Source organism: Mangrovactinospora gilvigrisea, from assembly GCF_001879105.1.
GTDB classification, from domain to species: domain Bacteria; phylum Actinomycetota; class Actinomycetes; order Streptomycetales; family Streptomycetaceae; genus Mangrovactinospora; species Mangrovactinospora gilvigrisea.
On record NZ_MLCF01000059.1, the window covers coordinates 34096 to 59543 of the forward strand.

Annotated in this window: 22 protein-coding genes, 2 tRNA genes and 1 pseudogene; 15 read left to right on the forward strand and 10 right to left on the reverse strand. The window is 71.8% G+C overall.

Annotated features, from left to right (window positions below; all coding sequences use genetic code 11):
* The 5 genes from BIV57_RS12310 (at nucleotide 1) to BIV57_RS12330 (ending at nucleotide 6518) form a co-directional block, all read left to right on the forward strand.
* On the forward strand, nucleotides 1–540 hold the full coding sequence (locus BIV57_RS12310; RefSeq protein ID WP_071656794.1) for a DciA family protein: 540 nt from the start codon (nucleotides 1–3) through the stop codon (nucleotides 538–540).
* A 301-nt stretch (nucleotides 541–841) separates the two neighbouring features.
* On the forward strand, nucleotides 842–2902 hold the full coding sequence (gene gyrB / locus BIV57_RS12315; protein ID WP_071656795.1) for a DNA topoisomerase (ATP-hydrolyzing) subunit B: 2061 nt from the start codon (nucleotides 842–844) through the stop codon (nucleotides 2900–2902).
* A gap of 85 nt (nucleotides 2903–2987) precedes the next feature.
* Nucleotides 2988–5624 carry a DNA gyrase subunit A gene (gene gyrA / locus BIV57_RS12320; protein WP_071656796.1) on the forward strand — a complete coding sequence of 879 codons (2637 nt, stop codon included), beginning with the start codon at nucleotides 2988–2990 and terminating at the stop codon, nucleotides 5622–5624.
* A gap of 261 nt (nucleotides 5625–5885) precedes the next feature.
* Complete coding sequence (locus BIV57_RS12325; protein WP_079170262.1) at nucleotides 5886–6380, forward strand: DUF3566 domain-containing protein; 495 nt, start codon at nucleotides 5886–5888, stop codon at nucleotides 6378–6380.
* 64 nt (nucleotides 6381–6444) lie between these two features.
* A tRNA-Ile gene (locus tag BIV57_RS12330) sits at nucleotides 6445–6518 on the forward strand.
* Nucleotides 6519–6585: 67 nt separating this feature from the next.
* Here BIV57_RS12330 and BIV57_RS12335 read toward each other — a convergent pair.
* Nucleotides 6586–6894 (reverse strand): GlsB/YeaQ/YmgE family stress response membrane protein, encoded by a 309-nt coding sequence (locus tag BIV57_RS12335; RefSeq protein WP_071656797.1) that lies wholly within the window; start codon nucleotides 6892–6894, stop codon nucleotides 6586–6588.
* Between the two features lie 181 nt (nucleotides 6895–7075).
* Between BIV57_RS12335 and BIV57_RS12340 the strand changes: the two genes are divergently transcribed.
* The 4 genes from BIV57_RS12340 to BIV57_RS12355 all read left to right on the forward strand — a co-directional run bounded on the left by BIV57_RS12340 (nucleotide 7076) and on the right by BIV57_RS12355 (nucleotide 10387).
* On the forward strand, nucleotides 7076–7498 hold the full coding sequence (locus tag BIV57_RS12340) for a hypothetical protein (RefSeq protein ID WP_071656798.1): 423 nt from the start codon (nucleotides 7076–7078) through the stop codon (nucleotides 7496–7498).
* Nucleotides 7499–7567: 69 nt separating this feature from the next.
* The gene (argS, locus tag BIV57_RS12350; protein WP_079170259.1) at nucleotides 7568–9865 is read left to right on the forward strand and encodes an arginine--tRNA ligase; all 2298 of its coding nucleotides are present in this window, start codon (nucleotides 7568–7570) and stop codon (nucleotides 9863–9865) included.
* A gap of 177 nt (nucleotides 9866–10042) precedes the next feature.
* Nucleotides 10043–10174 carry a DLW-39 family protein gene (locus BIV57_RS25590; RefSeq protein ID WP_217651724.1) on the forward strand — a complete coding sequence of 44 codons (132 nt, stop codon included), beginning with the start codon at nucleotides 10043–10045 and terminating at the stop codon, nucleotides 10172–10174.
* A gap of 140 nt (nucleotides 10175–10314) precedes the next feature.
* Nucleotides 10315–10387, forward strand: a tRNA-Ala gene (locus tag BIV57_RS12355).
* Between the two features lie 73 nt (nucleotides 10388–10460).
* Here the strand turns inward: BIV57_RS12355 and BIV57_RS26555 are convergent.
* Together BIV57_RS26555 and BIV57_RS12365 are read right to left on the reverse strand one after the other, a co-directional pair.
* Nucleotides 10461–11507 (reverse strand): hypothetical protein, encoded by a 1047-nt coding sequence (locus tag BIV57_RS26555; RefSeq protein ID WP_272868242.1) that lies wholly within the window; start codon nucleotides 11505–11507, stop codon nucleotides 10461–10463.
* 176 nt (nucleotides 11508–11683) lie between these two features.
* Nucleotides 11684–12319, reverse strand: a complete 636-nt coding sequence (locus BIV57_RS12365) for a DUF5324 family protein (protein WP_245797599.1) — start codon at nucleotides 12317–12319, stop codon at nucleotides 11684–11686.
* Nucleotides 12320–12550: 231 nt separating this feature from the next.
* On the opposite strand from BIV57_RS12365, the gene BIV57_RS12370 reads away from it, so the two are divergent.
* Nucleotides 12551–13075: a peptidylprolyl isomerase gene (locus BIV57_RS12370; RefSeq protein WP_071656800.1), complete on the forward strand. Its 525-nt coding sequence runs from the start codon at nucleotides 12551–12553 to the stop codon at nucleotides 13073–13075.
* A 39-nt stretch (nucleotides 13076–13114) separates the two neighbouring features.
* Nucleotides 13115–14026: a rhomboid family intramembrane serine protease gene (locus tag BIV57_RS12375; protein WP_071656801.1), complete on the forward strand. Its 912-nt coding sequence runs from the start codon at nucleotides 13115–13117 to the stop codon at nucleotides 14024–14026.
* A gap of 213 nt (nucleotides 14027–14239) precedes the next feature.
* Here the strand turns inward: BIV57_RS12375 and crgA are convergent, their stop codons facing one another.
* Nucleotides 14240–14500 (reverse strand): cell division protein CrgA, encoded by a 261-nt coding sequence (gene crgA / locus BIV57_RS12380; protein WP_071656802.1) that lies wholly within the window; start codon nucleotides 14498–14500, stop codon nucleotides 14240–14242.
* A 246-nt stretch (nucleotides 14501–14746) separates the two neighbouring features.
* Between crgA and BIV57_RS12385 the strand changes: the two genes are divergently transcribed.
* The 4 genes from BIV57_RS12385 (at nucleotide 14747) to BIV57_RS12400 (ending at nucleotide 17543) form a co-directional block, all read left to right on the forward strand.
* Entirely contained in the window at nucleotides 14747–14935 is a 189-nt protein-coding gene (locus BIV57_RS12385) for a hypothetical protein (protein ID WP_071656803.1), read from the forward strand.
* 8 nt (nucleotides 14936–14943) lie between these two features.
* A complete protein-coding gene (locus BIV57_RS12390) occupies nucleotides 14944–15576 on the forward strand; it encodes an aminodeoxychorismate/anthranilate synthase component II (protein ID WP_071656804.1) in 633 nt (210 codons plus the stop codon).
* A gap of 24 nt (nucleotides 15577–15600) precedes the next feature.
* Complete coding sequence (locus tag BIV57_RS12395; RefSeq protein WP_071656805.1) at nucleotides 15601–16743, forward strand: class E sortase; 1143 nt, start codon at nucleotides 15601–15603, stop codon at nucleotides 16741–16743.
* Nucleotides 16744–16832: 89 nt separating this feature from the next.
* Complete coding sequence (locus tag BIV57_RS12400) at nucleotides 16833–17543, forward strand: class E sortase (protein ID WP_071656806.1); 711 nt, start codon at nucleotides 16833–16835, stop codon at nucleotides 17541–17543.
* Nucleotides 17544–17611: 68 nt separating this feature from the next.
* On the opposite strand, the gene pknB is transcribed toward BIV57_RS12400, so the two are convergent.
* From pknB to BIV57_RS12430, 6 genes and pseudogenes are all read right to left on the reverse strand, one after another.
* Nucleotides 17612–19501, reverse strand: coding sequence for a Stk1 family PASTA domain-containing Ser/Thr kinase (gene pknB, locus BIV57_RS12405; RefSeq protein ID WP_071656807.1), 1890 nt, complete (start codon nucleotides 19499–19501; stop codon nucleotides 17612–17614).
* 160 nt (nucleotides 19502–19661) lie between these two features.
* Nucleotides 19662–21152 (reverse strand): penicillin-binding transpeptidase domain-containing protein, encoded by a 1491-nt coding sequence (locus BIV57_RS12410; protein WP_071656808.1) that lies wholly within the window; start codon nucleotides 21150–21152, stop codon nucleotides 19662–19664.
* A 373-nt stretch (nucleotides 21153–21525) separates the two neighbouring features.
* Nucleotides 21526–22920 (reverse strand): annotated as a pseudogene (locus tag BIV57_RS12415) (FtsW/RodA/SpoVE family cell cycle protein); the annotation flags it as partial.
* 31 nt (nucleotides 22921–22951) lie between these two features.
* The gene (locus tag BIV57_RS12420; protein ID WP_071656809.1) at nucleotides 22952–24493 is read right to left on the reverse strand and encodes a PP2C family protein-serine/threonine phosphatase; all 1542 of its coding nucleotides are present in this window, start codon (nucleotides 24491–24493) and stop codon (nucleotides 22952–22954) included.
* 77 nt (nucleotides 24494–24570) lie between these two features.
* Nucleotides 24571–25077, reverse strand: coding sequence for an FHA domain-containing protein FhaB/FipA (locus tag BIV57_RS12425; RefSeq protein ID WP_071656810.1), 507 nt, complete (start codon nucleotides 25075–25077; stop codon nucleotides 24571–24573).
* A 10-nt stretch (nucleotides 25078–25087) separates the two neighbouring features.
* Nucleotides 25088–25448: FHA domain-containing protein (locus BIV57_RS12430; protein WP_139275629.1), on the reverse strand; the 361-nt coding region annotated here is incomplete at its 5' end.

Below are 25448 nucleotides of genomic sequence, written 5' to 3' on the forward strand. Positions count from 1 at the left end.
ATGGCGGAGGAGCCGGAGCGTCCCGCGGAGGGCGGCGGGCAGCCCAAGGGCATCGACCTGGCGCGCGCGGCGCTGCAGGCGGCGCGCGAGGAGGCGCGCAAGCGGGGCACGCAGGCCGTCCAGAAGCGCAATCCCCGGCGCGCGGGCCTGCGCAGCGGCGCGCGGCCGGACGGGCGCGACCCCTTCCCGCTCAAGGCCGCCCTGGAGCGGCTCACCGCGGAGCGCGGCTGGGAGGTGCCGGTCAAGGTCGGCGGCGTGATGGGCCGCTGGCCGGAGATCGTGGGCGAGCAGATCGCCCAGCACTGCGCCCCGGAGACCTACGACGAGGACGAGAAGGTCCTCACGGTGCGGTGCGACTCCACCGCCTGGGCCACCCAGCTGCGGCTGATGGCCCCCCAGCTGGTGGCGACGCTCAACCGGCAGCTGGGCCACGGCACGGTGAGGCTCATCACGGTCCGCGGCCCGGTCGGGCCGCGCCGCGGCTACGGCGGAAGGCTCCGCGCGCCCGGTTCCCGGGGCCCCCGCGACACCTGGGGCTGACGGGGCGACGGGGCGGGCGGAGCCGACGAAACGGCACGCGAATCGCCGGAGCCGCTGAGTGGCGATGTGAGCGGATCGACCCCTGCGGGGTGCCTAGGGGGTCGCGAGCGGGGGTGTGAATCGCTCTGCGGTCGACTCAGGGCCCGGCAAACCCCCATTGGTGTCAGTGGTACCGGTAGACTGGGGGATGTAGGGCCGCAGTGTTCCGCGCAGAGGCGGGGCCGACGCGGAACACGACCTCAAGTCGAGCTGCATCGAACGACTCAGCTGCCTCCCGGCATCAGAAGCGTGGGGGGATGCGCTGTGCCAGAAAGGGCGCTTCGTGGCCGATTCCGGCAACCCCAACGAGACTGCTTCCGCCGTACCCGCGGGCCAGGACGCGGGCACGCCCGCGTACGACGCCAGCGCGATCACCGTTCTGGAGGGCCTGGAGGCCGTTCGCAAGCGGCCCGGCATGTACATCGGCTCCACCGGCGAACGCGGCCTGCACCACCTGGTGCAGGAGGTCGTGGACAACGCGGTGGACGAGGCCCTCGCCGGCTTCAACGACCGGATCGACGTCACGATCCTGGAGGACGGCGGCGTCCGCGTCGTCGACAACGGCCGCGGCATGCCCGTCGACCTGCACCCCGAGAAGAAGATCCCCGCGGTCGAGCTGATCCTCACCGTGCTGCACGCGGGCGGCAAGTTCGGCGGCGGCGGCTACGCGGTCTCCGGCGGCCTGCACGGCGTCGGCGTGTCGGTCGTCAACGCGCTCTCCACGCGCCTCGACGTCGACATCAAGAAGGACGGCTACCGCTGGACCCAGCAGTACAAGCTGGGCGCGCCGGTGGAGCCGCTGGAGCGCCACGAGGCCACCGACGAGACGGGCACCACCGTCACCTTCTGGGCCGACGGCGACGTCTTCGACACCCTCGACTACTCCTTCGAGACGCTGGCCCGCCGCTTCCAGGAGATGGCGTTCCTCAACAAGGGCCTGACGATCACGCTCACCGACGAGCGGCCCTCCGCCAAGGAGACGGCCAACGCGGAGAGCGCCGAGGCCGCGCCCGAGGTCGCCGAGGCCCGCCGCGTCGAGTACTACTACGAGGGCGGAATCACCGACTTCGTGACGTTCCTCAACTCCCGCAAGGGAGAGCCGGTGCACGACTCGGTGATCGACTTCGAGGGCGAGGACCCGGTCCGCAAGCTCTCGGTCGAGGTCGCGATGCAGTGGAACACGCAGTACTCGGAGAGCGTCTACAGCTTCGCCAACGTCATCCACACCCATGAGGGCGGCACCCACGAGGAGGGCTTCCGCGCCGCGCTGACCGGTCTCGTCAACCGGTACGCCCGCGAGAAGAAGCTGCTCCGCGACAAGGACGAGAACCTCACCGGCGAGGACATCCGCGAGGGCCTCACCGCGATCATCTCGGTGAAGCTGGGCGACCCGCAGTTCGAGGGCCAGACGAAGACCAAGCTGGGCAACACCGAGGCGAAGACCTTCGTGCAGAAGGTCGTCTACGAGAACCTCGTCGACTGGCTGGACCGCAACCCCAACGAGGGCAACGCGATCGTCCGCAAGGGCATCCAGGCGGCCACCGCGCGCGTCGCGGCCCGCAAGGTGCGCGACCTGACGCGCCGCAAGGGCCTGCTGGAGACGGCGGCGCTGCCGGGCAAGCTCTCGGACTGCCAGTCCAAGGACCCGTCCGAGTGCGAGATCTTCATCGTCGAGGGCGACTCGGCCGGCGGCTCGGCCAAGGCGGGGCGCAACCCCTTCACCCAGGCCATCCTGCCGATCCGCGGCAAGATCCTGAACGTGGAGAAGGCGCGCATCGACAAGGTGCTGCAGAACAACGAGGTCCAGGCGCTGATCTCGGCGTTCGGCACTGGCATCCATGACGACTTCGACATCGAGAAGCTCCGCTACAACAAGATCATCTTGATGGCGGACGCGGACATCGACGGCGCGCACATCAACACGCTGCTGCTCACCCTGCTGTTCCGCTTCATGCGCCCGCTGATCGAGGCCGGCCACGTCTACCTCGCCAAGCCGCCGCTCTACAAGCTGAAGTGGACGCGCGACCACGTCGAGTACGCCTACTCCGACCGCGAGCGGGACGCCCTCATCGAGCTGGGCACCCAGGCCGGCCGGCGGCTCAAGGACGGCGACATCCAGCGCTTCAAGGGCCTGGGCGAGATGCCCGCCGAGGAGCTGCGCGTCACCACGATGGACGTCGAGCACCGGGTCCTGCAGCTGGTGTCGCTGGACGACGCCGCGCAGGCGGACAACCTGTTCTCCGTCCTGATGGGCGAGGACGTCGAGGCGCGCCGGACGTTCATCCAGCGCAACGCCAAGGACGTCCGCTTCCTGGACATCTGAGGGGTCCGGACATCTGACACCCCGTCGCACCTCCGGCACATCTTCCCCGCAGCATCACCCTGCACGTGAAAGGACCTGAATCCACGTGGCTGACGAGAACGGCCCCGGCGACGGCGCGACCCCGGAGGAGGAGCCGCAGCTGGGCGGCGGCCGGGTAGAGGCGGTCGGCCTCGAGACGCAGATGCAGCAGTCGTACCTCGACTACGCGATGAGCGTCATCACGGCACGTGCGCTGCCCAGCGTGAAGGACGGCCTCAAGCCGGTGCAGCGCCGCGTGCTGTGGGCGATGTACGACGGCGGCTACCGCCCCGACCGCGGGTTCTTCAAGTGCGCCCGCGTCGTCGGCGAGGTGATGGGCAACTACCACCCGCACGGCGACTCGTCGATCTACGACACCGTGGTGCGGCTCGCCCAGCCGTGGTCGATGCGGATGCTGCTGGTCGACGGCAACGGCAACTTCGGCTCGCCGGGCAACGACCCGGCGGCCGCCATGCGGTACACCGAGTGCAAGATGACCCCGCTCGCCATGGAGATGGTGCGGGACATCGACGAGGAGACCGTCGCCTTCGTCCCGAACTACGACGGCCGCTCCAGCGAGCCGGAGGTGCTGCCCAGCCGCATCCCCAACCTGCTGGTCAACGGCTCGTCCGGGATCGCGGTCGGGATGGCCACCAACATCCCGCCGCACAACCTGCGGGAGGTGGCCTCCGGCGCCCAGTACCTGCTGGACAACCCGGACGTCTCCAACGAGCAGCTCCTCGACGAGCTGCTGCTGCGCATCAAGGGCCCCGACTTCCCGACCGGCGCGCTGATCGTCGGCCACCGGGGCATCGAGGAGGCCTACCGCACCGGGCGCGGCTCGATCACCATGCGCGCGGTGGTCGAGGTCGAGGAGATCCAGAACCGGCAGTGCCTGGTCGTCACCGAGCTGCCGTACCAGGTCAACCCGGACAACCTGGCGCTGAAGATCGCCGACCTGGTGAAGGACGGCAAGATCCAGGGCATCGCCGACGTGCGCGACGAGACCTCCTCGCGCACCGGCCAGCGCCTGGTCATCGTGCTGAAGCGGGACGCCGTTGCCAAGGTCGTCCTCAACAACCTCTTCAAGCACACCGACCTGCAGAGCAACTTCAGCGCCAACATGCTGGCGCTCGTCGACGGGGTGCCGCGCACGCTCTCCATCGACCAGTTCGTCCGCCACTGGGTCAACCACCAGCTGGACGTCATCGTCCGCCGCACCAAGTTCCGGATGCGCAAGGCCGAGGAGCGCGCCCACATCGTGCGCGCGCTGCTCAAGGCGCTGGACGCGATCGACGAGGTCATCGCCCTGATCCGGGCGTCGGCCACGGTCGACGTCGCGCGCCAGGGCCTGATGGACCTGCTGGAGATCGACGACATCCAGGCCCGCGCCATCCTCGACATGCAGCTGCGCCGGCTGGCCGCCCTGGAGCGGCAGAACCTGACGGCGGAGTACGACGAGCTGATGGCCCGGATCCGCGAGTACCAGGCGATCCTCGACTCGCCGGCCCGGCAGCGGCAGATCGTCGGCGAGGAGCTCGCGGCGATCGTCGAGAAGCACGGCGACGACCGGCGCTCCACGCTGATCCCGCACGACGGCGACATGTCCATGGAGGACCTGATCGCCGAGGAGGACATTGTCGTCACCATCACCCGGGGCGGCTACGTCAAGCGGACGCGGACGGACCTGTACCGCTCGCAGAAGCGCGGCGGCAAGGGGGTGCGCGGCACCCAGCTGAAGCAGGACGACATCGTCTCCCACTTCTTCGTCACCACCACGCACCACTGGATCCTCTTCTTCACCAACAAGGGCCGGGTCTACCGCGCCAAGGGCTACGAGCTGCCGGACGCCGGCCGCGACGCCCGCGGCCAGCACGTCGCCAACCTGCTGGCCTTCCAGCCGGACGAGCACATCGCCCAGGTGCTGGCGGTGCGCGACTACGAGGCGGCCCCCTACCTGGTGCTCGCCACCAAGGCCGGCCTGGTGAAGAAGACCGCGCTGAAGGACTACGACTCGCCGCGGGCCGGCGGGGTGATCGCCATCAACCTGCGCGAGGACGGCGACGGGCAGAGCGACGAGCTGATCGGCGCCGAACTGGTCTCCTCCGCCGACGACCTGCTGCTGGTCTCCAGGAAGGCGCAGTCGATCCGGTTCACCGCGACCGACGACGCGCTGCGGCCGATGGGCCGGGCCACCTCGGGCGTCAAGGGGATGGGCTTCCGGGACGGCGACGAGCTGCTGTCCATGCAGGTGGTCCGCCCCGGCACCTATGTGTTCACCGCCACGGACGGCGGGTACGCCAAGCGCACCCCCGTCGAGGAGTACCGGGTGCAGGGCCGCGGCGGTCTGGGCATCAAGGCCGCCAAGATCGTCGAGGACCGCGGCGAGCTGGTCGGCGCCCTGGTCGTCGAGGAGACCGACGAGATCCTCGCCATCACGCTGGGCGGCGGTGTGATCCGCACCCGGGTCGAGGGGGTCCGGGAGACCGGTCGTGACACCATGGGCGTTCAGCTGATCCATCTCGGCAAGAAGGACGCGGTCGTGGGTATCGCCCGCAACGCGGAGGCCGAGGAGGATGAGCCGGAAGGCCCGGAGGGTCCGGCGGACTCCGAGGGTCCGGTGGAGGGTGCGGAGGCCGCGCAGGACGCCGGTGCCGAGGGCGGAAGCGCTCCGGCGGCCGACGAGCCTGACACGGACGAGTGAACCGCGGCCGCGGCGCGCGCGTCCCCCCGGTCGGCGGCAACAACAGCGGTGCGACGATGAGCCACCGTCAGCGGGAGGCATGAGGTGAACGAGGCGCGTGGCGGTTTCGGCGACGCGGCGGCTCCGGAGGCCGGTGGCGGCACCGGTGCCGCCGCCGCCCGTACCATCGATCCCGGTCGGCGGGATGGTCCCGTCGGCGGTGCAACCGACCGGCCGGCGCAGGACGTGCGGTCTGGGGGGCGAACCGAGGTGCAGCAGGAGATGCAGGGTTATCCGCAGCAGGGCGCGGAGGGCGCGCCGGGCATGACGCAGCAGGTTCCGTCCGCGCAGACCGGCGTGGCGCCGCCGCGGGGCGGCGCGCCGCTCCCGGGGCGCTCGGCGCCGCGCACCCGCCGGGCGCGGCTGCGGGTGGCGAAGGCCGACCCGTGGTCGGTGATGAAGATCAGCTTCCTGCTGTCGCTGGCGCTGGGCGTCGTGACGATGGTCGCGGTCGCGGTGCTGTGGATGGTGCTCGACGCCATCGGCGTCTTCAGCACGGTGAGCAAGACCATGGTCGAGGTGACGCAGGGCTCCTCGGGCGGCGGCTTCGATCTGCAGTCGTTCCTGTCGCTGCCCCGGGTGCTGGGCTTCACGGCGATCATCGCGGTGATCGACGTGATCCTGGTGACCGCGCTGTGCACGCTCGGGTCGTTCATCTACAACATCTCGTCCTCGTTCGTGGGCGGCGTCGAGCTGACGCTCGCCGAGGACGAGTGAGCGTCCGGCCAAACGATTTGGGCGCACGGCGCGGGGTGGGGTAATCTTCTTCTCGCGCCAGCAAGGGGCTATAGCTCAGACGGTTAGAGCGCTTCCCTGATAAGGAAGAGGCCACAGGTTCAAGTCCTGTTAGCCCCACCGCCGCGAAGGCCCGGACGGATCCCCGTCCGGGCCTTCGGCGTTCCCGGGGCGCGCTGCCGCGGCGTCAGCCGCGGTGCTGGCCGCCCTCCTTGAGCTTGTCCTTGGTGCCGACGCCGCCGGAGGCCTTGGCGAAGGCCGGGTAGGCGAGAGCGATCAGGACGATGGCGCAGCCGAGCTGGAGCAGGTGCCGGATCCAGTCGATGCCGCGGGTGTGGCGGACGCCGATCCAGCCGGCGATGTAGTTGCCGAGGATGGCGCCGCCGATGCCGAGGATCAGCGTCATCCACCACTTGGTCTGCGAACGGCCCGGGATGATGAGTTGGGCGAGGAAGCCGATGATCGCCCCTTCGATGACGGCCCAGAGGATGTTCATGGTCCCGATCCCTCGTTCCAGGGGTGTGTCCCCGCATGGGGTGTTTTTCCGCTAACGGCGATTTTCATCCCAGAACGGGCGCGCGGCGCTGCGATGCGCCCCCATTCGGGGGGTGCGCCTCAGGGGAGATTGGGGGGTCCGCCACCTGGCGCGGGGCGGCTCCGTCACCAATCCTCAAGGTATGAGGCGATTCATAGGGAATCTGCTGGCTCTGGTCGGTATCGCGGCCGTCGTCGTCAACGTCTGGCAGCCCTGGTACAAGGGCGTCGAGGAGCGCCGTATCGACGTCGGGTTCCTCTTCGGCGGCAGCACGTACGCGACGGGCAGCCTGTGGCACTCGATGTTCGTGGCGGCACTGGTGGTGGCCGCGGTGGGGGTGCTCGGGATCCTGGCGCAGTCGCGGATGCTGCTGGGCCTCTCCGGGCTCGCCGGCATCGCGATGGTGGTGCTCTGGGCGATCTTCCGCACCAAGGCCAACGGCTCCGCGCACGGGCTCAATGTGACGGACTTCGACTCCGGGCTGTGGGCGACCCTCGCCGGCTCGGTCGTGCTGTGGTTCGCGGCGGCCGTGCTGCCGGGGCGGCGGCGCGCGGCGGTGGAGTAGCCGGGGCGGTGGGGCGCCCCGGAGGGTAAATGCCTTGCTGCGGCGCGCGCGGCTCGCCAGTATCCGTCCATGGCAGACGAACCCGCTTCTCCCGCGCCCGGAACCGCTCCCCACGCCCCGCTGACGGTCCGTCGACTGCAGCCCGAGGACTGGGAGCTGTTCCGCGGGCTGAGGCTGGCCGCGCTCGCCGAGTCCCCGTCGGCCTTCGGCGGGACCCTGGCCGACGAGAGCCGGCTGGGCGAGGCGGAGTGGCGGGAGCGGCTGTCGCGGCCCGCCAACGGGCTGCTGGCGGCCTTCCCGGCGGACGGGGGCGCCGCGCTGGGCACCGTCGGCTGGTACGTCCTCCCGGAGGAGCCGGGGAACGCCCATCTCTTCGCGATGTGGGTGGCCCCCGCCGCCCGGGGCGCCGGCACCGGCCGGCTGCTCGCCGAGGCGGCCATGGACGACGCGGCGGCCCACGGGGCGGTCCGCTGCACGCTCGGGGTCACCGTGGGGAACTCCTCCGCCGAACGGCTCTACACCGGGCTGGGCTTCGCCGCGGACGGCTCCGAGGAGCCGCTGAAGTCGGACGCGTCCGGGGCGGTCCGGGTGGCGCGGATGGTCCGGGCGCTGCCCGGCGCGACCGTCGAGGGCCTGCTGGCGCAGCGGGTGGCGCACGCGGTGCGGGCCGCCTGGGACGTCTCCCTGACGCCCGCTCAGGCGCTGCTGCGGCCCTCCCAGGTGGCCGGGGTGGACTTCCAGTCCAATGCCGCGATGGGCCTCGCCAAGCGGCTGGGACGGCCGCCCCGGGAGGTCGCCGAGGGGGTGGCGGCCGCGCTCTTCGCCGACGGGGTGCTGGAACCGCCGGAGGTCTCCGGGCCCGGCTTCCTCAACCTGGTGCTGCGGCCCGCCTTCCTCGCCGGCCGGCTCGCCGCGCTCGCCGCCGACCCGCGGCTGGGGGTGCCCGAGGCGGAGCGGCGGGAGCGGGTGGTGGTCGACTACAGCGCCCCCAACGCGGCCAAGGAGATGCAGGCGCACCACCTGCGGTCCACGGTGCTGGGCGACGCGATCGCCCGGCTGATGGAGTTCCTCGGCCACGAGGTGGTGCGGCAGAACCACCTCGGCGACTGGGGCACGCAGATGGGCCTGCTGGTGGAGCACGCGGTGGAGACCGGCGGCGGGCCGGAGCCGGGCGCCATGACCGAGTTCTACCGGGCCGCGCGGCTGCGGTTCGACGGCGATCCGGAGTTCGCCGACCGGGCCCGGCGGCGCACCGCGGAGCTGCAGTCGGGCGATCCGGATAGCCGGCGGATCTGGCGGTCCGTCATGGACGCCTCGGTCGCGCACCTCCAGGAGGTCTACGCGCTGCTGGGCGTCGGGCTCACCCCGGAGGACGTCCGGGGCGAGAGCTTCTACCAGCCGCTGCTGGGCCCGCTGGTGGAGCGGCTGGAGGCCGCCGGGCTGGCCGAGGAGAGCGACGGGGCGCTCTGCGCCTTCCCCGCGGGCTTCGCCGGCCGGGACGGCGCGCCCGTCCCGGTGATGCTGCGCAAGCGGGACGGCGGCTACACCTACGACACCACGGACCTGGCGGCCGTCCAGTACCGGGTGGACGAGCTCAAGGCGGACCGCTCCTACTACGTGGTGGGGGCGCCCCAGCAGCAGCACTTCGCCACCGTCTTCGCGGTGGCCCGGGAGGCCGGGGTGCTGCCCGCGGACGCCGACTTCCGGCAGGTGTCGTTCGGCTCGGTGCTGGGCGCGGACGGGCGGATGCTCAAGACCCGGTCGGCCGGCGGCACGGTGGAGATGCTGGACCTGCTGCGCGAGGGGGTGCGGCGGGCCGCGGCGATGATCGCCGAGCGGAACGCCGGGCGGAGCACCGGGGAGGAGACCGCCGACGGCATCGAGGACATCGCGCGGGCGGTGGGCATCGGCGCCGTCAAGTACGCGGACCTGTCGGTGGATCGGGAGCGGGACGCGGTCTTCTCCTTCGACCGGATGCTCGCCATGGACGGCAACACCGGGGTGTACCTGCAGTACGCCCGGGCCCGGATGGGCAGCGTGCTGCGCCGGGGCGCGGCCGCCGGCGTCCCGGAGGGCCCGATCACCGCGGACGCGCTCGGCGAGCCGGCCGAGCGGACGCTGGCGCTGGCCCTGCTGGGCCTGCCCGGTGCGGTGCTGGAGACGGCGGAGACGCTGCGTCCGCACCGGCTGTGCCGGCAGCTGTTCGAGGTGGCCCAGGCCTTCTCCGGGTTCTGGGAGTCCTGCCCGGTGCTGGGCGCCGAGCGGCCCGAGGTGCGGGCGGCGCGGCTGGGCCTCTGCGGGCTCTCGGGACGGGCGCTGGAGCTGGGGCTGGGGCTGCTCGGGGTGGAGGCCCCGGAGCGGCTCTGACGGTCGCGCGGCGGTGCGGCGGACTCGCCGTGCCGCCAAGCGTGTTGAATTGCCCACGGGCCCCCGATCGCCGCCGGACGGCTGTGTATTATCGGGCGCGAGGCGCCTTTTCGGACTGGCCCCCAGCGGCAGGGACGCCCGGGAGAACGAACCTACGCAGAAGGACGAGGTCGCGCTGTGAAGAAGCTTCTTTTGGTCGCACTGGCCGCTATCGGTGGTTTCCTCGTGTACCGCCAGATCCAGGCGGACCGTGCCGAGCAGGACCTGTGGACGGAGGCCACCGACCCGGTGCCGTCCTCCAACTCCTGACGGCGCATCGGCGACGTTGCACGGTGCGGGCCCCGGACCCTCTCGGTCCGGGGCCCGCTCCGGTTCCGTTTGACGTGAAACCGGCTTAGGGATCACCCCGGTGACCCGGTAGGCTGTGGGCGGCGCTCACCGGGCGCCGAGGGGCCTTAGCTCAGTTGGTAGAGCGCCGTCTTTGCATGGCGGATGTCAGGGGTTCGACTCCCCTAGGCTCCACAGCAGGTGGAGAGCAGTCGAGGGGCGTGCCCGCGGAGGATCCGCGGGCACGCCCCTCGTGCGTCACGGGGCGTCAGGCGCGCCGGGCGGCGCGGCGGCGGACCGTGTACAGGGTGCCGGCGCCGAGGGCGACGGCCGCGGCGGCGGAGAGGCCGATCGCCGGGAGGGCGGAGTTCGATCCCGTCTCGGCGAGGGTGCCCTTGGGAGCGATCTTCGTGGAGCCGGCCGGCTTGGTGCTCGGCAGCGGCTTGGCGCCGCCCTGCGGCTTGGCGGTGTCGTCCTTCGGGGGCGTGGGCGAGCCGGCCTTCACGATCCGGAACTCGTAGAACTCGTCGGCGGTGTAGACGCAGTTGCCCTCGCCGTCGGCGTAGATGCCGACGGTGAAGGCGAACGCCTGGCCGGCCGGGGCGGCGGCGGAGACCGCGAGGCGCAGCTTCACGGAGAACGACTCGTGCGGGCGGATGCCGGTGGAGCCCAGGTAGCCGGCGGACAGGTCCGACTCGGCGAGCGAGATCGGCGTCCAGCGGCCGCTCGCCGGGTCCTGGAACTGCATCGTCAGGTAGCGGGTGTCGACGAAGTAGTCGGCGTCGAGCCGGCCGGCGAAGACGCCGAGGTCGACGCTCTTGTAGGCGGCGTCGCCGGTGTTGCGCACATCCAGCCGGAAGGTGTGGAAGCCGCTGCCCGCCACGATCTTCGAGGGCAGGCCGGTCAGGGCGGTGCGCAGCCGGGAGTCGGTCTTCTCCTCGTCGGAGTCGGTGCACTCCTGGGGCGACTTCGACGGCGAGGCGCTGGCGGAGGCCTTGGCGGACGCGGAGCCGCTCGGGGAAGTGGACGGCGTGCCGGCCCGGGTCTTCGTCGGGGTCGCGGACGGGGTGGTGCTCGGGTCCTCGGTGGGCGCCGGCGTCCCGCTGCCGCCGGGCGTCGCGGTCGGGGACGCGGACTCCGTCGAACCGGAGCCGGGCGTACCGGTCGGCGAGGCCGACGGGGTCGTGCCGACGGTTGCCGAGGCGGTCGCCGCGGGACCGCCGTCCTCCGCGAAGGCGGTCGGGGCCGCCAGCAGCACGGCCGGGACCAGCGCCGCGGTCGCGGCGACGGCGGCCAGGGAGGAGCGAAGCTTCATGGGAACCTCATGAGGTAAGGGGGACAGGTGGGACCGAAGTGCCACCGGATCAGACCCCTGACCTGCACAAGGCGTTGTCTTTGACCTTCCGTTTGCCGTGGTGTTCCGCATCACACGGGTAAAGCCGAAGGGGCCGTCCCCATGGGCGGTCCCTTCGGCTCTACGGGCGCGGCGGCCTACTCGGCGCGGCGGTCCTCCGACTCGCCGATGAAGGCGTCGGCCGGTTTGGCGTCCTCCGGCTCGGTGTCCGCGGCCGCGGTCGAGCCGGTCGCCGCCACCTCGGTGGCCGGCGGCTCCTCGACCAGCCAGTCGGGCGTCGACTGGCGGCGCCACCACTGCCACGCCGCGGCGCCGACGCCCAGCACCGCCACGGCGATGCCGACGCGGCGCAGCGTCCTGCCCCGGCGCTGCCGGCGCTCGGCCTGGACGGCGAGCTTCTCGACGGCCTCGGCGGGCACGACGCCGCGCAGCACCTGGGCGGCGGCGGCACCGCGGGCCATCGCCTCCTCGCGGACCGGCTCGACCCGGGCACGGGCCAGCTCGGCGGTGTGGTGGGCCGCGGCGCTGCCGCGCGCCTGGGCCTCGTGCAGTGCGGCGTCGATCCGCGGCCGGGCGGCGACGGCCGCGTCGTGGGCGGCCGCGCGGGTCCGCGCGGCGACCTGCGCGGCCGCGTGCTCCAGACGCGGCGGCACGGCCTCGACGGCATGTTCCAGATGCGGGGCGACGCGGGCGCGGTACTCCTCGCCGGCCCGCCGGACGTACGGCGCGGCCTGGCTCCTGGCCTGCCGTGCGGTGCGGCGCACGGTGTCCATGCGGGTCACGGGAACCTCCTTGTGGGCAGTGTTCGTTCTCTCGCCTATCCACCTATTTACAGACCATGCCAGTTAGGGGCCGTTCGGGCGGTTCGGATTCGCCCGGTCGGCCCGCGGTACCGCTCCGAGGATGCCACCGGGGGCCTTTCGCGCCGCAGTGCCGTTCGGCCCTGGGCCCGTGCGAGGATGTGAGGCCGCAACCCGCACACGCACTGCAGCGAGGAGAGGGACGTGGCCAACGAGCTGTACGCCACCATCAAGACCAACCGCGGCGACATCGAGGTGAAGCTGCTGCCGAACCACGCGCCGAAGACGGTCGCGAACTTCGTGGGCCTGGCCACCGGCGAGCGGGAGTGGAAGAACCCGGCCACCGGCCAGGCGTCCAAGGACCCGCTGTACGACGGCACCGTCTTCCACCGGGTGATCCCCAACTTCATGATCCAGGGCGGCGACCCGCTGGGGAACGGCATGGGCGGCCCCGGCTACGAGTTCGAGGACGAGTTCCACCCCGAGCTGCGCTTCGACAAGCCGTTCCTGCTGGCGATGGCGAACGCCGGGCCGGGCACCAACGGCTCGCAGTTCTTCGTCACCGTGGCGCCGACGCCGCACCTCAACCGCCGTCACTCGATCTTCGGCGTGGTGGAGGACCCCAAGAGCCAGCAGCTGGCCAAGGAGATCTCCGAGCTGCCGACGGGCCCGCAGGACCGTCCGGCCAACGACGTCGTCATCGAGACCATCACCATCAGCGAGCGCTGAGACCCCGGCCGCGGCCGGCGGCGGGCCCGAGGAGGGGCTGTGACCTCGTACGAGCGGTTTGACGGTCCGTCGGGCGATCCCGGCGGAGCGGCCTCCGGGCAGCCGGGGCCCCCGACGTGCGTCCGCCACCCGGACCGCGAGACCGGGGTCCGTTGCAACCGCTGCGAGCGGCCGATCTGCCACGAGTGCATGCAGCAGGCGGCGGTCGGCTTCCAGTGCCCCGACTGCGTGGCCGCCGGGCGCAAGGAGGTGCGGGCGCCCCGCACCGTCTACGGCGGGCGCGTCCCGCTGGGCCGGCCCGGTGCGGTGACGATCACCCTGATCGCCGTCAACGCGGTGGTCTGGCTGCTCACCTACGCCTTCGGCTACGGCTTCGTCTCCGAGCTCTCGCTGGTGCGCGGCCCCGCGCTGGACCCGAACGCCTGGGGGGGCGCCCAGGTGGTGGGCACCGCGGTCGGCCCGGAGCAGTGGTACCGGATGCTCACCGCGATGTTCCTGCACCAGCAGGTGTGGCACATCGGCATGAACATGCTGGCGCTGTGGACCGTCGGCCCCCAGCTGGAGGTGCTGCTGGGGCGGGCGCGCTTCCTGGGGCTGTACCTGGCGAGCGGGCTGGGCGGGGCGGCGCTCTTCGTGCTGACCGCCGCGCCGGGGCTCTCCTCGCTGGGCGCCTCGGGCGCCATCTTCGGGCTCTTCGGGGCGGTGCTGGTGCTGACGCGGCGCCAGCACTACGACCTGAAGCCGGTGCTGATCCTGATCGCCATCAACCTGGCGATCACCTTCGGCTTCCGCAGCTCCATCGACTGGCGCGGGCATGTGGGCGGCCTGGTGGTCGGCATCCTGGTGACCGCCGGGCTGGTGTTCCCGCCGCGCCGGGTGCGTCCGCTGGTGCAGGGGCTCACCTTCGCCGGGGCGCTGCTGCTGGCGGTGCTGGCGGCCGTCTTCTCCTGAGGACGCCCCCCGGACCGGGGACGCCTCGAACGAGTTATCCACAGGTGGCCGCCGCCCTTGGGACAAGGGCGGCGGCCACCTGTGATTGTCGTCCTTTATGCCGATTAGCCCGGGCGACGGGAATCGGGAAGGGGGGAAGCGGGGGCGCCGGCCCGGGGACGGACGGCGCGGTTATCCACAGGCTGGGGCCGGGTTATCCCCAGCCGCGGCCCGCTACTTCCACTGGGTGGAGACCACGAATCCCAGGGCGATGAAGCCGAAGCCCACCACGATGTTCCAGTTGTGCAGCGCGCCGATCGGCCACTCGGCACCGGTGACGTAGAAGACGACGATCCACACCAGGCCGATCAGGAACATCGCCAGCATCAGGGGCGCGACCCAGCGGCGCCCGAGGCTGTCGATGCGGACCGGTGTCGCCTTCTTCTCCGGCGGCGGGGTGTAATCGGCCTTCTTCCGGACACGTGACTTCGGCACGAGGGGTCTCTCCTGTCGGCCAGGTCTGGGCTTGCGGAGCGCCCGGCCGCGGGGTCGGCAGCGGCCCGCGACGGCACTCGATGTGTCCGCCCAGGGTAGTGGCAGTCATCGTCGTGGAGAGATAAGGCGCAGCGCAATGGTGGATAACGATCGGGATGCGGTCAGGCCCGTCTAGAGTTGGTGCGGGGCCCCGCAGGGACGGTGGGGCGCACGGGCCGGAGACCGGCAGATCGGGAGGAGCGGGCGTTGTACGCATGGATCTGGCGGCACCTGCCCGGCAACACCGCCGTCCGTGCCGTGATCGCGGTGCTGCTGGTGGTGCTGGTGGTGTACCTGCTGTTCCAGTACGCCTTCCCCTGGTTGGAGCCGCATGTGCCGTTCGGCGGCGGCGGGGACGGCGGGGGCGGCACGGTCGGCCACGGGAACGGGAGTTGAGCAGCGCGATGGCCACGCGGATCCTCGTCGTCGACAACTACGACAGCTTCGTCTACAACCTCGTGCAGTACCTGCAGCAGCTCGGCGCGGAGTGCGAGGTGCGGCGCAACGACGCGGTGGCCGTCGAGGAGGCCGACCCGTCCGCCTTCGACGGCGTGCTGCTCTCGCCCGGCCCCGGCACCCCGGAGGACGCCGGGGTGTGCCCGGCGATGGTCCGGCACTGCGCGGAGAACGGGCTGCCGGTCTTCGGGGTCTGCCTGGGGATGCAGGCGATGGCCGTGGTCTTCGGCGGCCGGGTGGGGCGCGCGGCGGAACTGCTGCACGGCAAGACGTCGTCCGTCCTCCACGAGGGCGCCGGCGTCTTCGAGGGGCTGCCCTCGCCGCTGACCGCCACCCGCTACCACTCGCTGGCGGTCGTCGAGGGGACGCTGCCGGACGAGCTGGAGCGGACGGCCTGGACGGAGGACGGGGTGCTGATGGGGCTGCGCCATCGGGATCTCGCGGTGGAGGGCGTGCAGTTCCACCCGGAGTCGGTGCTCACCGAGGGCGGGCACCGGATGCTCGCCAACTGGCTGGCGCAGTGCGGGGACACGGGGGCCGTGGCCCGTTCGGCGGGCCTGGCGCCCGTCGTCTCGGAGTAGGCCGCGGACGGGAGGGGGACACCCATGGCGGACGACGAGGCCGCGGCGCGGCCCGCGACGGGCGGGCGGCACGCGGCGCCCGAGGGCTTCGGCCCGCCCCCGGCGGGCTACGGCCCGCAGGCCGCGGGCGCGGGCGGTACGGCACCGGCCGCGGGGCAGGGCGGATGGCCGACGGTGGCCGGCGGCGCGGCGATGCCCGCGGCCGGGGCCCATGCGGCGCAGCTCCAGGAGGAGCCGGACCGCTATCCGATGGCCGTGCCCGCCGGGCCGGCCCCCGCCGCGGGCGCCGAGGCGGAGGCGGGACGGGCCCGCGGCGGCAGCCACCGAGCCGACGGCCGGCGGGCCGCCGGCGGTGGCGGTGGAGGCGGTGGACGGCGGCGCGCCGCCAGATCCGCGTCGCCCGCGCCGTCCCCGGGCGGCGCGCGCCGCGGCGGCCGCGGCCGGCGGGCGAAGCCCAAGCCGAGCGCCGGCATCCTCGCCGCGCGCACCGCGGGCGAGCTCTTCATGACCTTCGGCGTCGTCCTGCTGCTCTTCGTGGCCTACCAGATGTGGTGGACGAACATCCGCGCCCACGCCCAGGCCGGACACGACGTCAACTCCCTGGAGAAGTCCTGGAACGGGCAGAAGACCCAGAAGGACCCGCGCGACCCTGGGGCGTTCAAGCCCGGCCAGGGCTTCGCCATCATCTACATCCCCAAGCTGGACGTGAAGGCGCCCATCGCGCAGGGCGTCGACAAGGAGACCATCCTCAACAAGGGGATGGTGGGCCACTACTCCGGCCCCGAGAGCCCGGACAACCCGTCCGGCCTGCAGAGCGCCATGCCCTGGCAGACGGGCAACTTCGCGCTCGCCGGGCACCGCAACACCCACGGCGAGCCGTTCCGGTACATCAACAAGCTCGCCAAGGGCGACCAGGTGGTGGTGGAGACGGCCGCCACCTACTACGTCTACACGGTCACCAGCACGCTGCCCGTCACCCCGCCCACCAACATCGGCGCCATCAAGCCGATCCCGGTGGGCTCCGGCTTCACCAAGCCGGGCCACTACATCACCCTCACCACCTGCACCCCCGAGTTCACCTCGCTCAACAGGCTCATCGTCTGGGGCGACCTGACGCAGACCCGCCCCCGGAAGGACGGCAAGCCGGACGCCCTGATGCACGGCTGAGAAGGCGTTGAGCACCGCATGAGCACCACAGGCACCACCAGCACCACGAGAACCACCGGAGAACGAGAGCGACGGGTCGGGGCGGCACGGTGAGCAGTGAACAGCGCGGGCGGCCCGCCCGCGGGGCGGTGTCCGCCGTCCTCAGCGTCATCGGCGAGCTGCTCATCACCGTGGGCCTGCTGCTGGGGCTCTTCGTCGCCTACGAGCTGTGGTGGACGAACGTCCAGGCGGACCGTCAGGCCTCCCACGAGGGCAGCGCGTTGCGGCAGGCCTGGAAGGCGCCCGCGGCCGCGAAGCCCGGCGCGCTGGACACCCGGGGCGGCATCGGCTTCCTGCACATCCCGCGGTTCGGCAAGGACTGGTCGGTCCTGATCAAGCGGGGCACCTCCACCGACGTCCTCAACCAGGGCGTCGCCGGCTACTACACCCAGCCCTACCCCTCGGCGATGCCCTGGGACAAGAAGGGCAACGTCACCATGGCCGCGCACCGCGACGGGCACGGCGCCAAGTTCCATCAGATGGCCGAACTGCGCAAGGGCGACAAGCTGGTCGTGGAGACCCGGGACGACTGGTACGTCTACACGGTCGCCAACACCAAGTCGCCGTTCTCGCAGTACGAGACGGGCGTGATCAAGCCGGTGCCGCAGTGGTCCGGGTTCACCGAGCCGGGGCGCTACATCACGCTGACCACCTGCACCCCGATGTACACCTCGCGCTACCGGATGGCGGTGTGGGGCGAGTTGACGCGCATCGTCCCGGTGAACGCCCAGCGGACGCCGCCCGCGGAGCTGCGGCAGTGAGCACCGCGGCCGCCGGCGGGAGACCCGCCGGCGGCCGCGCCGCACTGCTCGTCCGGTGACGCCGGCCGTCAGCCGCCGTTCCCGTTGCCGTTGCCGTTGTTGCCGCCGGGGAGCCCGCCCAGGATGCCGCCGGTGTCGCCCGAGGTGTCCGTCGGGGTCGGCGACGGCGTCGGGTTCGTCGGGTTGGGCGAGTTGCCGGGCGGATTGAGCGTCAGGGTGACCGTCGTCCCCTTCTGCTGGGTGCTGCCCTGGCCCGGGTTCTCCGACACCACCGTGTTGGCGACCTTGGTCGGGTCGTTGGCCTGGGCGTAGACGAAGGCCGGGGTGAAGCCCGCCTTGCGGATCGCCTGGGCCGCGGTGTCCTTGTCCTGGTTGGTGACGTCCGGCACCTGGGAGGTGGCCGGCTGGGTCGCCACGGTCAGGGTGATCTTCGAGCCCTTCGGGACCTGCTGGCCGGCCGGCGGGTCGGAGCTGAGCACCGTGTTGTTGGGGACGGTGGTGTTCTCCTGGGTGTTCTTGGTGATGCTGCCGGAGTCGAAGCCCTTGTCGGCGAGGATCTGCATGGCCTCGTCGACCGTCTTGCCCTTGAGGTCGGGCATCGAGATCGGCCGGGAGCCCTTGGAGACCACCACCGTGACCGTGCCGCCGCGCTTCATGTCGGCGCCGGCCGCGGGGGACTGGCGGCACACCGCGCCCTTGTCCTGCGCGCAGTACTCCTCGCTGCCCCGGGCGAGCTTGACGCCGGTGTTGACGGCCGAGGTGCGGGCGTCCGAGAGCGACTCCCCCACCAGGTTGGGCGCCTTGACGTTGTTCTCCGCCGGGCTGTTGCCGGACAGGAAGGTGCGGCCGACCAGATAGGCGCCGGCGATCACCAGGAGGGCGGCGATCACCAGCAGCACCGTGGAGCCGCGGCCCTTCTTCTTCTGCTGGCGGCGCGAGGAGCGGCCGCCGTCGCCGTAGCCGTCGCCGTCGTCCTCGACGGGCGGCATCATGGCGGTGCCCGGACCGCCGTCGGAGCGCGGCATCATCGCGGTGGCCGCCTGCGGCGACATCATCGCGGTGGCCGCCTCGGCGCCGTAGCCGCCGGCGCCCATGCCCGCGGCGGCCTCCACCGGGAGGCCGTCCAGCGCCCGTTCGAGGTCGGCGCGGAACTCGTCGGCCGACTGGTAGCGCTCGTCGGCGCCCTTGGCGAGGGACTTGAGCACGATGGCGTCCAGCGCCGGGGTGATCTCCGGGTCGAACGCGGAGGGCGGCTGGGGCATCTCGCGGACGTGCTGGTAGGCCACCGAGACCGGGGTGTCGCCGACGAACGGCGGCCGCAGGGTGAGCAGTTCGAAGAGCACGCAGCCGGTGGAGTACAGGTCGGAGCGGGCGTCCACGGTCTCGCCGCGGGCCTGCTCCGGGGAGAGGTACTGCGCGGTGCCGATCACCGACTGGGTCTGCGTCATGGTGATGCCGCCGGTGTCGGCCATGGCCCGGGCGATGCCGAAGTCCATCACCTTGACGGTGCCCTGGCGGGTCAGCATCACGTTGGCGGGCTTGATGTCGCGGTGCACGATCCCGTTGCGGTGGCTGTACTCCAGCGCCGAGAGGATGCCCGCGGTCATCTCCATGGCCCGCTCCGGCAGCAGCCGGCGGCCGGAGTGCAGCAGGTCGCGGAGCGTCGAGCCGTCGACGTACTCCATGACGATGTACGGCAGCGACACCCCGTCGACGTAGTCCTCGCCGGTGTCGTAGACGGCGACGATCGAGGGGTGGTTGAGCGACGCGGCCGACTGGGCCTCGCGCCGGAAGCGGGCCTGGAACACCGGGTCCCTGGCCATGTCGGCGCGCAGGGTCTTCACGGCGACGGTGCGGCCGAGCCGGATGTCATGGCCGATGTGCACCTCGGCCATGCCACCGCGGCCGAGCACGGCACCCAGCTCGTACCGGCCGCCGAGGCGACGCGGTTCTTCCATGGCTCCCTGCTCTCTCTCGTGCCGGCTCGGACGGGTGCGGAGGCGTGGCGGCGGTTGCCCGTCGGCGGTGCGGAAGCCGGTCCGCGGCTCCCGCCCGGGGACTGGGTCCCGCAAGGGAACACGGTACCGGCCCCGACCCCCGCCGACGTGCGGCGTCGCCTCACTTGTTGATGGCCGCCTCCATCATCGCCTTGGCCACCGGGGCGGCCAGCTTGCCGCCCGCCACATCGCCGCGGACCGTGCTGGACGAGGTGACCACCGCGGCCACCGCGACCTTGGCATTGCCGTTCACCTTGGCGTAGCTGATGAACCAGGCGTACGGGGTGCCGCTGTTGTTGAGGCCGTTCTGCGCGGTACCGGTCTTGCCGCCGACCTCCGCGCCGGAGATCTTGGCGGCGGCGCCGGTGCCCAGCGGGTTGTTCACCACGCCCTCCATCATCTGCTGGAGGACGGAGGCGTTCTTGGCGTTCAGCGGGTGGCTGTAGACCTGCGGCTGGGTCTGCTGAACGGTCGACAGGTTCGCCGCCTGCAGCTTGTCCACCAGGTACGGCTTCATCAGGGTGCCGTTGTTGGCGACCGCCGCGGCCACCATGGCCATCTGCAGCGGGGTGGCCTTGGTGTCGAACTGCCCGATGGACGACAGCGCGGTCTGCGAGTCGTTCATGTTCTTGTCGAAGTTGCTCGTGGACGGCGCGATCGGCGTGTCCAGGTTCGACTGGTTGAAGCCGAACTTCTCGGCCTCCTTGAGTATCGTGCCCTTGCCGTACTTGTGGTCGATGTCGTAGCCCATCTTGCCGAAGACGGTGTTGCACGAGACGGCCAGCCCGACCGCCAGGGTGGCGTTCTGGCAGGGCTCGAACTCGGACTCGTTCGGCAGCGGGGTGGTGGTGCCCGGGAGCGTCCAGTTCTTCGGCGTGTCGGTCTTCTGGTCGGCGCTCGTGTACAGGCCGTTCTCCAGGGCCGCGGCGGCGGTGACGATCTTGAAGGTGGAGCCCGGGAAGTACAGCTCGCGCATCGCGCGGTCCTGCATCAGGGACTTCTCGGTGGTGTTGAGCGACTTCCAGTTCTTCGCCGACTCGTTGCCGCTGCCGGCGATCGAGGACGGGTCGTAGGAGGGGAAGCTCACCAGGCCGAGGATCTTGCCGGTGCTCGGGTCGATCGCGACGGCCGCGCCCTTCTTGCCCTGCAGCGCGTCCCAGCCGGCCTTCTGCACCGCGGGGTCGATGGTGGTGACCACCGAGCCGCCCTGCCGCTCCTTGCCCTCCAGCTCGTCCAGCGTGTTGCGGAAGAAGAGCCGGTCGTCGGTGCCGGAGAGGATCGGGTCCTCCAGGGTCTCCAGCCGGCTGCTGCCGAACACCTGCGAGGAGTACCCGGTGATGGGCGCGTACATCGGTCCGTCGGTGTACGTCCGCTTGTACTTGTACTCCGGGATGGAGTCCTTGCCGTGCGCCTCGACCGAGCCGGTGATGGGCTTGCCGCCGACGATGATGTTGCCGCGCGGATGCGAGTAGCGCTCGTACGCGACCCGCTGGTTGTGCACATTGCTGGCGTACGCGTGGCCCTTGACCGCCTGCACCCAGTTGGCGCGCACCATCAGCGCCATGACCAGGACCAGGCAGAAGATGGAGACCCGGCGCAGCGGCTTGTTCATTGTCTGTGTACCTCAGGCTGGGTGGTGGACGACGGCGTTGGGCTCCTCGCCGGTTCGGACGTGGCTGGGGGGCCGCACGGTTCCGCGAGTGAATGTGGTGATGGTCATCCCGGGGCCCGTCCCCCTCCGCTCAGTATTGCTGAGGGGGACGCGGCTCGGCGTAAGGACCTTGTTGATCCTGTCCCTGACCGGGCGTCTGCTGCGGGAGCGGCGGCGCCTGCTGGGGCCGGGGAGGCTGCTGCGACGGCTGTGACGTGGGGGACGTCTGCGTCGGACCCGGCTCCGAGGTCGGCGGCATCGGCGACGGCGACGGCTGCGCCGGGGTCGGCGGCACCGGCTCGGCCCGGGGCTGCGGCTCGGGCTGGTCGGGACGCCGCACCACCTGGGTGGCCTGCGCGTCCATCGGCGCCGGCATCGGCGCCGGCCGCCGCGCCGAGTGGCTGATCCTCAACAGGATCGCCACCAGCGCCCAGTTGGTGACCACCGAGGAGCCGCCCTGCGCGATGAAGGGCAGCACCATGCCGGTGAGCGGGATGAGCCCGGTGACACCGCCGGCCACCACGAACACCTGCAGCGCCATCACCGCGGAGAGGCCCAGCGCCAGCAGCTTGCCGAACGGGTCGCGGGAGGCGATCGCGGTGCGCAGCCCCCGCTCCACCAGCAGCGCGTAGAGCATGAAGAGCGCCATCATCCCGGTGAGGCCCAGCTCTTCGCCGATGGTGGTGAGGATGAAGTCGCTCTTGGCGGCGAACCCGATCAGGTAGGAGTGGCCCTGGCCCAGCCCGGTGCCGACGATCCCGCCGGAGCCGAAGCTGAAGAGCGCGGCCGCGGTCTGGTCGACGCCCTTGCCGGCGTCCACCGAGGCCATCGGGTGGAGCCAGTTGGTGATGCGGGCCTGGACGTGCGGCGAGATCTGGGCGATGCCGAAGACCCCGACGCCGGTGAGCGCCAGCCCGCACAGCACCCAGCTGGTCCGCTCGGTGGCGACGTAGAGCATCACCACGAAGACGCCGAAGAACAGCAGCGAGGTGCCCAGGTCGTTCTCGAAGACCAGGATGAGCATCGCGATCGCCCAGACCGCGAGGATCGGGCCCAGGTCGCGGCCGCGGGGCAGGTAGACGCCGAGCATCCGGCGGCTGGCGAGCGCCAGGGCGTCCCGCTTCACCATCAGGTAGCCGGCGAAGAAGACCACGATGACGATCTTCCCGAACTCGCCCGGCTGGATGGAGAACCCGCCCACCCGGATCCAGATCTTGGCGCCGAAGTTGGCCGCCGACGCCGGCCAGAACGCCGGCGCGGCCAGCAGCACCACCGCCACGATCATCGATATGTAGGTGTAGCGCTGCATCACGCGGTGGTCGCGCAGCAGGCACACCACCAGGCCGAAGCCGATCACGCCGAGCGCCGACCACATCAGCTGGTTGGGCGCGCCGGCCGCACCCAGCGACTTGACGTTGTCGAGCCGCCAGATGATCACCAGGCCCAGGCCGTTGAGGAGCGTGGCCACCGGCAGCATGATCGGGTCGGCGTAGGGCGCGCGCCAGCGCACCAGCAGGTGCGCGACGGCGGCCAGCGCCCCGAGGCCCAGCCCGTACGCGAACATCCCGCCCGGCAGTGCGCCGTTCTTGGCGAGGCCGACGTTGGCGTAGGCGAACACCGGAATCGCGACCGCGAACACCAGCAGGAAGAGCTCGGTGTTGCGGCGGTTCGGTGCCTCCTGCGGCTGAATGGTCGTGGTGGCGCCGGTGTTGGTGATACTCCGGCCGATCCCGAAACTACTCACGAGTGGAGACGGCCCCCTACGGCTGGTTGCTCAGACAGCTGTTGGCGGTCTGCTGGTCCTGGGACGATAGCGTCGGGCTCGCGGAAGGGGAGGGGCTGGGGCTCTTGGTGCCCTTCGCCGTGGTGGTGCTGCGGGACGAAGTCCCCGAGGACGCGCCCGACTTGTCGCCGCCCGCGGCCTTCTGCCTGGCCTTGTCGGCCTGCTCGGCGCGCGCCGTGCGGCAGACGTCCGCGGTGTGCTCCAGCTCACCGGCCTTGGTCTTCGCCTCGGCCAGGCTGGAGACGCCTATGGTGCTCTTCACCGCCTGCTGGTTGTACTGCGGCAGGTCGGAGAGCTTCGCCGTCGGGTACGACTGCTCGACGCTGGAGAGGTTGAGGCCCAGCAGGCTCTGGTCGACCCCGCGGTAGATGGCCACATGGCCGTCCTCGGCGCCGACGTAGTACTGCGACTGCGTCCAGCGCCAGCCGCCGTAGGCGGCACCGCCCAGCACGCACAGCGCCAGCGCCCCGAACGCGCTGCGGCGCAGCCACGGGTTGCGGCGGCGGGCGCGGCCGTCCGGCGGGATCTCCCAGCTGCCGTCCTCGGCGCTGCTCTGCTCGCCCGGCTCGGGGGTGGCGGAGGCGGCGGTGGCGCCGCCCGGACCCGTCCCGTAGCCGTCCGGCGGGCCGTACCCGCCGACCACGGTGTTGCCCTCGGGGGCGCGGCCGAGGCCGGCGGCGCGGCCCGCGGGGAAGCCCATGCCGAGGGAGTTCATCGGGGCGGTGGGCGGGGCGTCCGCCACCGCGCCGACCACCTGCGGGGAGTCGGAGATCTGGCCGGCGAAGGTGTCGCCCGCGTCGGTCTCCAGGACGTCCGCGACGATGACGGTGATGTTGTCCGGCCCGCCGGCCCGCAGCGCGAGCTGGATCAGCTCCTGCACGGTCTCCCGCGGCGGCTGGTAGCCGGAGAGCGTCTCCTGCATGGTCTCGGTGCTGACCACGTCGGAGAGGCCGTCGGAGCAGAGCAGGTAGCGGTCGCCGACGCGGAACTCCCGCAGCGCCAGGTCGGGTTCGGCCTGGCCCTTGCCGTCCAGGGCGCGCATCAGCAGGTTGCGCTGCGGGTGGTTGGCGGCCTCCTCGGCGGAGATCCGTCCCTCGTCGACGAGCCGCTGCACCCACTTGTGGTCGGTGGTGATCTGGGTGAGCTGGCCGTCGCGCAGCAGGTAGGCGCGGGAGTCGCCGATGTGCACCAGGCCGACGCGCTGCCCGGTGAAGAGCATCGCGGTGAGGGTGCAGCCCATCCCCTCCAGCTGCGGGTCCTCCTCCACCATGGTGCGCAGCCGGTCGTTGGCCCGCTCCACGGCGTCGCCCAGCGCGGTGAGCAGGTCGGCGCCCGGAATGTCCTCGTCGAGGCGGTGGACGACGGCGATGACCTCGGAACTCGCCACCTCGCCGGCGGCCTGGCCGCCCATGCCGTCGGCGATCGCGAGAAGGCGCGGGCCGGCGTAGCCGGAGTCCTCGTTGCCCTCCCGGATCATGCCCTTGTGGGAGTCGGCCGCGAAGTGCAGCGTCAGGCTCATGCGCGCACCACCCCGTCACGGTGCCGGCCGACCGGCCCCCGCAGGGCGGCGAGGTTGCCTCGTTCGCTCATTCGCGACTACTTCCGCAGCTCGATGACGGTCTTTCCGATACGGACGGGGGCACCGGGCTGGATGGGCATCGGGGAGGTCACCCGAGCCTGGCCCAGGAAGGTGCCGTTGGTGGAGCCGAGGTCCTCGACGAACCACTGCCCGTCGCGGTCCGGGTAGATCCTGGCATGCCGACTGGACGCGTAGTCGTCGTCGAGCACGATGGTCGAGTCATGGGCGCGGCCGAGGCTGATGGTCTGCCCCTGCAGGGCCACCGTGGTTCCGGCAAGGGTACCGGCGGTGATGACGAGTGTGGAGGGCTGTCCCCTCCGCTGTCGCCCGGAGGAGCGGGGCGCCTGCTGGCGCTGCGCGGCGGGCGGCGGGCCGGCCTGCGCGGGGGCGGGCCGGCGGGCGGCCCGCTGGGTGACCCGGGTGCCGAACAGATCGCTCCGGATCACCTGGATCGCGACGATGACGAACAGCCACAGCACGGCCAGGAAGCCGAGCCGCATGACCGTCAGGGTCAGCTCTGACATGGTCCCCGCTTCACCCTTCGGCTTGCCGATACACGATGGTGGTGCTGCCCATGATGATGCGCGAGCCGTCCCGGAGCGTCGCGCGCCGGGTGCGCTGCCCGTCCACCACGATGCCGTTGGTGGAGTTCATGTCCAGCACCATCGACGGCGAGCCGATGCGGATCTCGGCGTGCCGCCGCGAGACGCCCGGGTCGTCCACCCGGATGTCGGCCTCGGTGCTCCGGCCGAGCACCACGACCGGGCCGCTGACGCGGTGCTGCGCACCGTTGATCTCCAGCCAGACGCCGCCGCTCTCGCCGCCGCTGCCCGGGAAGCGGGCCACGTCGGACGGCATGCCGCCGGGCGGCGGACCCGCGGGGGCGGGCGGGGGG

Excerpts from the sequence above, each read along its gene's own strand:
- BIV57_RS12310 (WP_071656794.1), top strand. The coding sequence starts at position 1 with ATGGCGGAGGAGCCGGAGCGTCCCGCGGAGGGCGGCGGGCAGCCCAAG.
- BIV57_RS12325 (WP_079170262.1), top strand. The coding sequence starts at position 5,886 with ATGCAGGGTTATCCGCAGCAGGGCGCGGAGGGCGCGCCGGGCATGACG.
- BIV57_RS12335 (WP_071656797.1), bottom strand. The coding sequence starts at position 6,894 with ATGAACATCCTCTGGGCCGTCATCGAAGGGGCGATCATCGGCTTCCTC.
- BIV57_RS12340 (WP_071656798.1), top strand. The coding sequence starts at position 7,076 with ATGAGGCGATTCATAGGGAATCTGCTGGCTCTGGTCGGTATCGCGGCC.
- argS (WP_079170259.1), top strand. The coding sequence starts at position 7,568 with ATGGCAGACGAACCCGCTTCTCCCGCGCCCGGAACCGCTCCCCACGCC.
- BIV57_RS26555 (WP_272868242.1), bottom strand. The coding sequence starts at position 11,507 with ATGAAGCTTCGCTCCTCCCTGGCCGCCGTCGCCGCGACCGCGGCGCTG.
- BIV57_RS12365 (WP_245797599.1), bottom strand. The coding sequence starts at position 12,319 with ATGGACACCGTGCGCCGCACCGCACGGCAGGCCAGGAGCCAGGCCGCG.
- BIV57_RS12390 (WP_071656804.1), top strand. The coding sequence starts at position 14,944 with ATGGCCACGCGGATCCTCGTCGTCGACAACTACGACAGCTTCGTCTAC.
- BIV57_RS12395 (WP_071656805.1), top strand. The coding sequence starts at position 15,601 with ATGGCGGACGACGAGGCCGCGGCGCGGCCCGCGACGGGCGGGCGGCAC.
- pknB (WP_071656807.1), bottom strand. The coding sequence starts at position 19,501 with ATGGAAGAACCGCGTCGCCTCGGCGGCCGGTACGAGCTGGGTGCCGTG.
- BIV57_RS12410 (WP_071656808.1), bottom strand. The coding sequence starts at position 21,152 with ATGAACAAGCCGCTGCGCCGGGTCTCCATCTTCTGCCTGGTCCTGGTC.
- BIV57_RS12420 (WP_071656809.1), bottom strand. The coding sequence starts at position 24,493 with ATGAGCCTGACGCTGCACTTCGCGGCCGACTCCCACAAGGGCATGATC.
- BIV57_RS12425 (WP_071656810.1), bottom strand. The coding sequence starts at position 25,077 with ATGTCAGAGCTGACCCTGACGGTCATGCGGCTCGGCTTCCTGGCCGTG.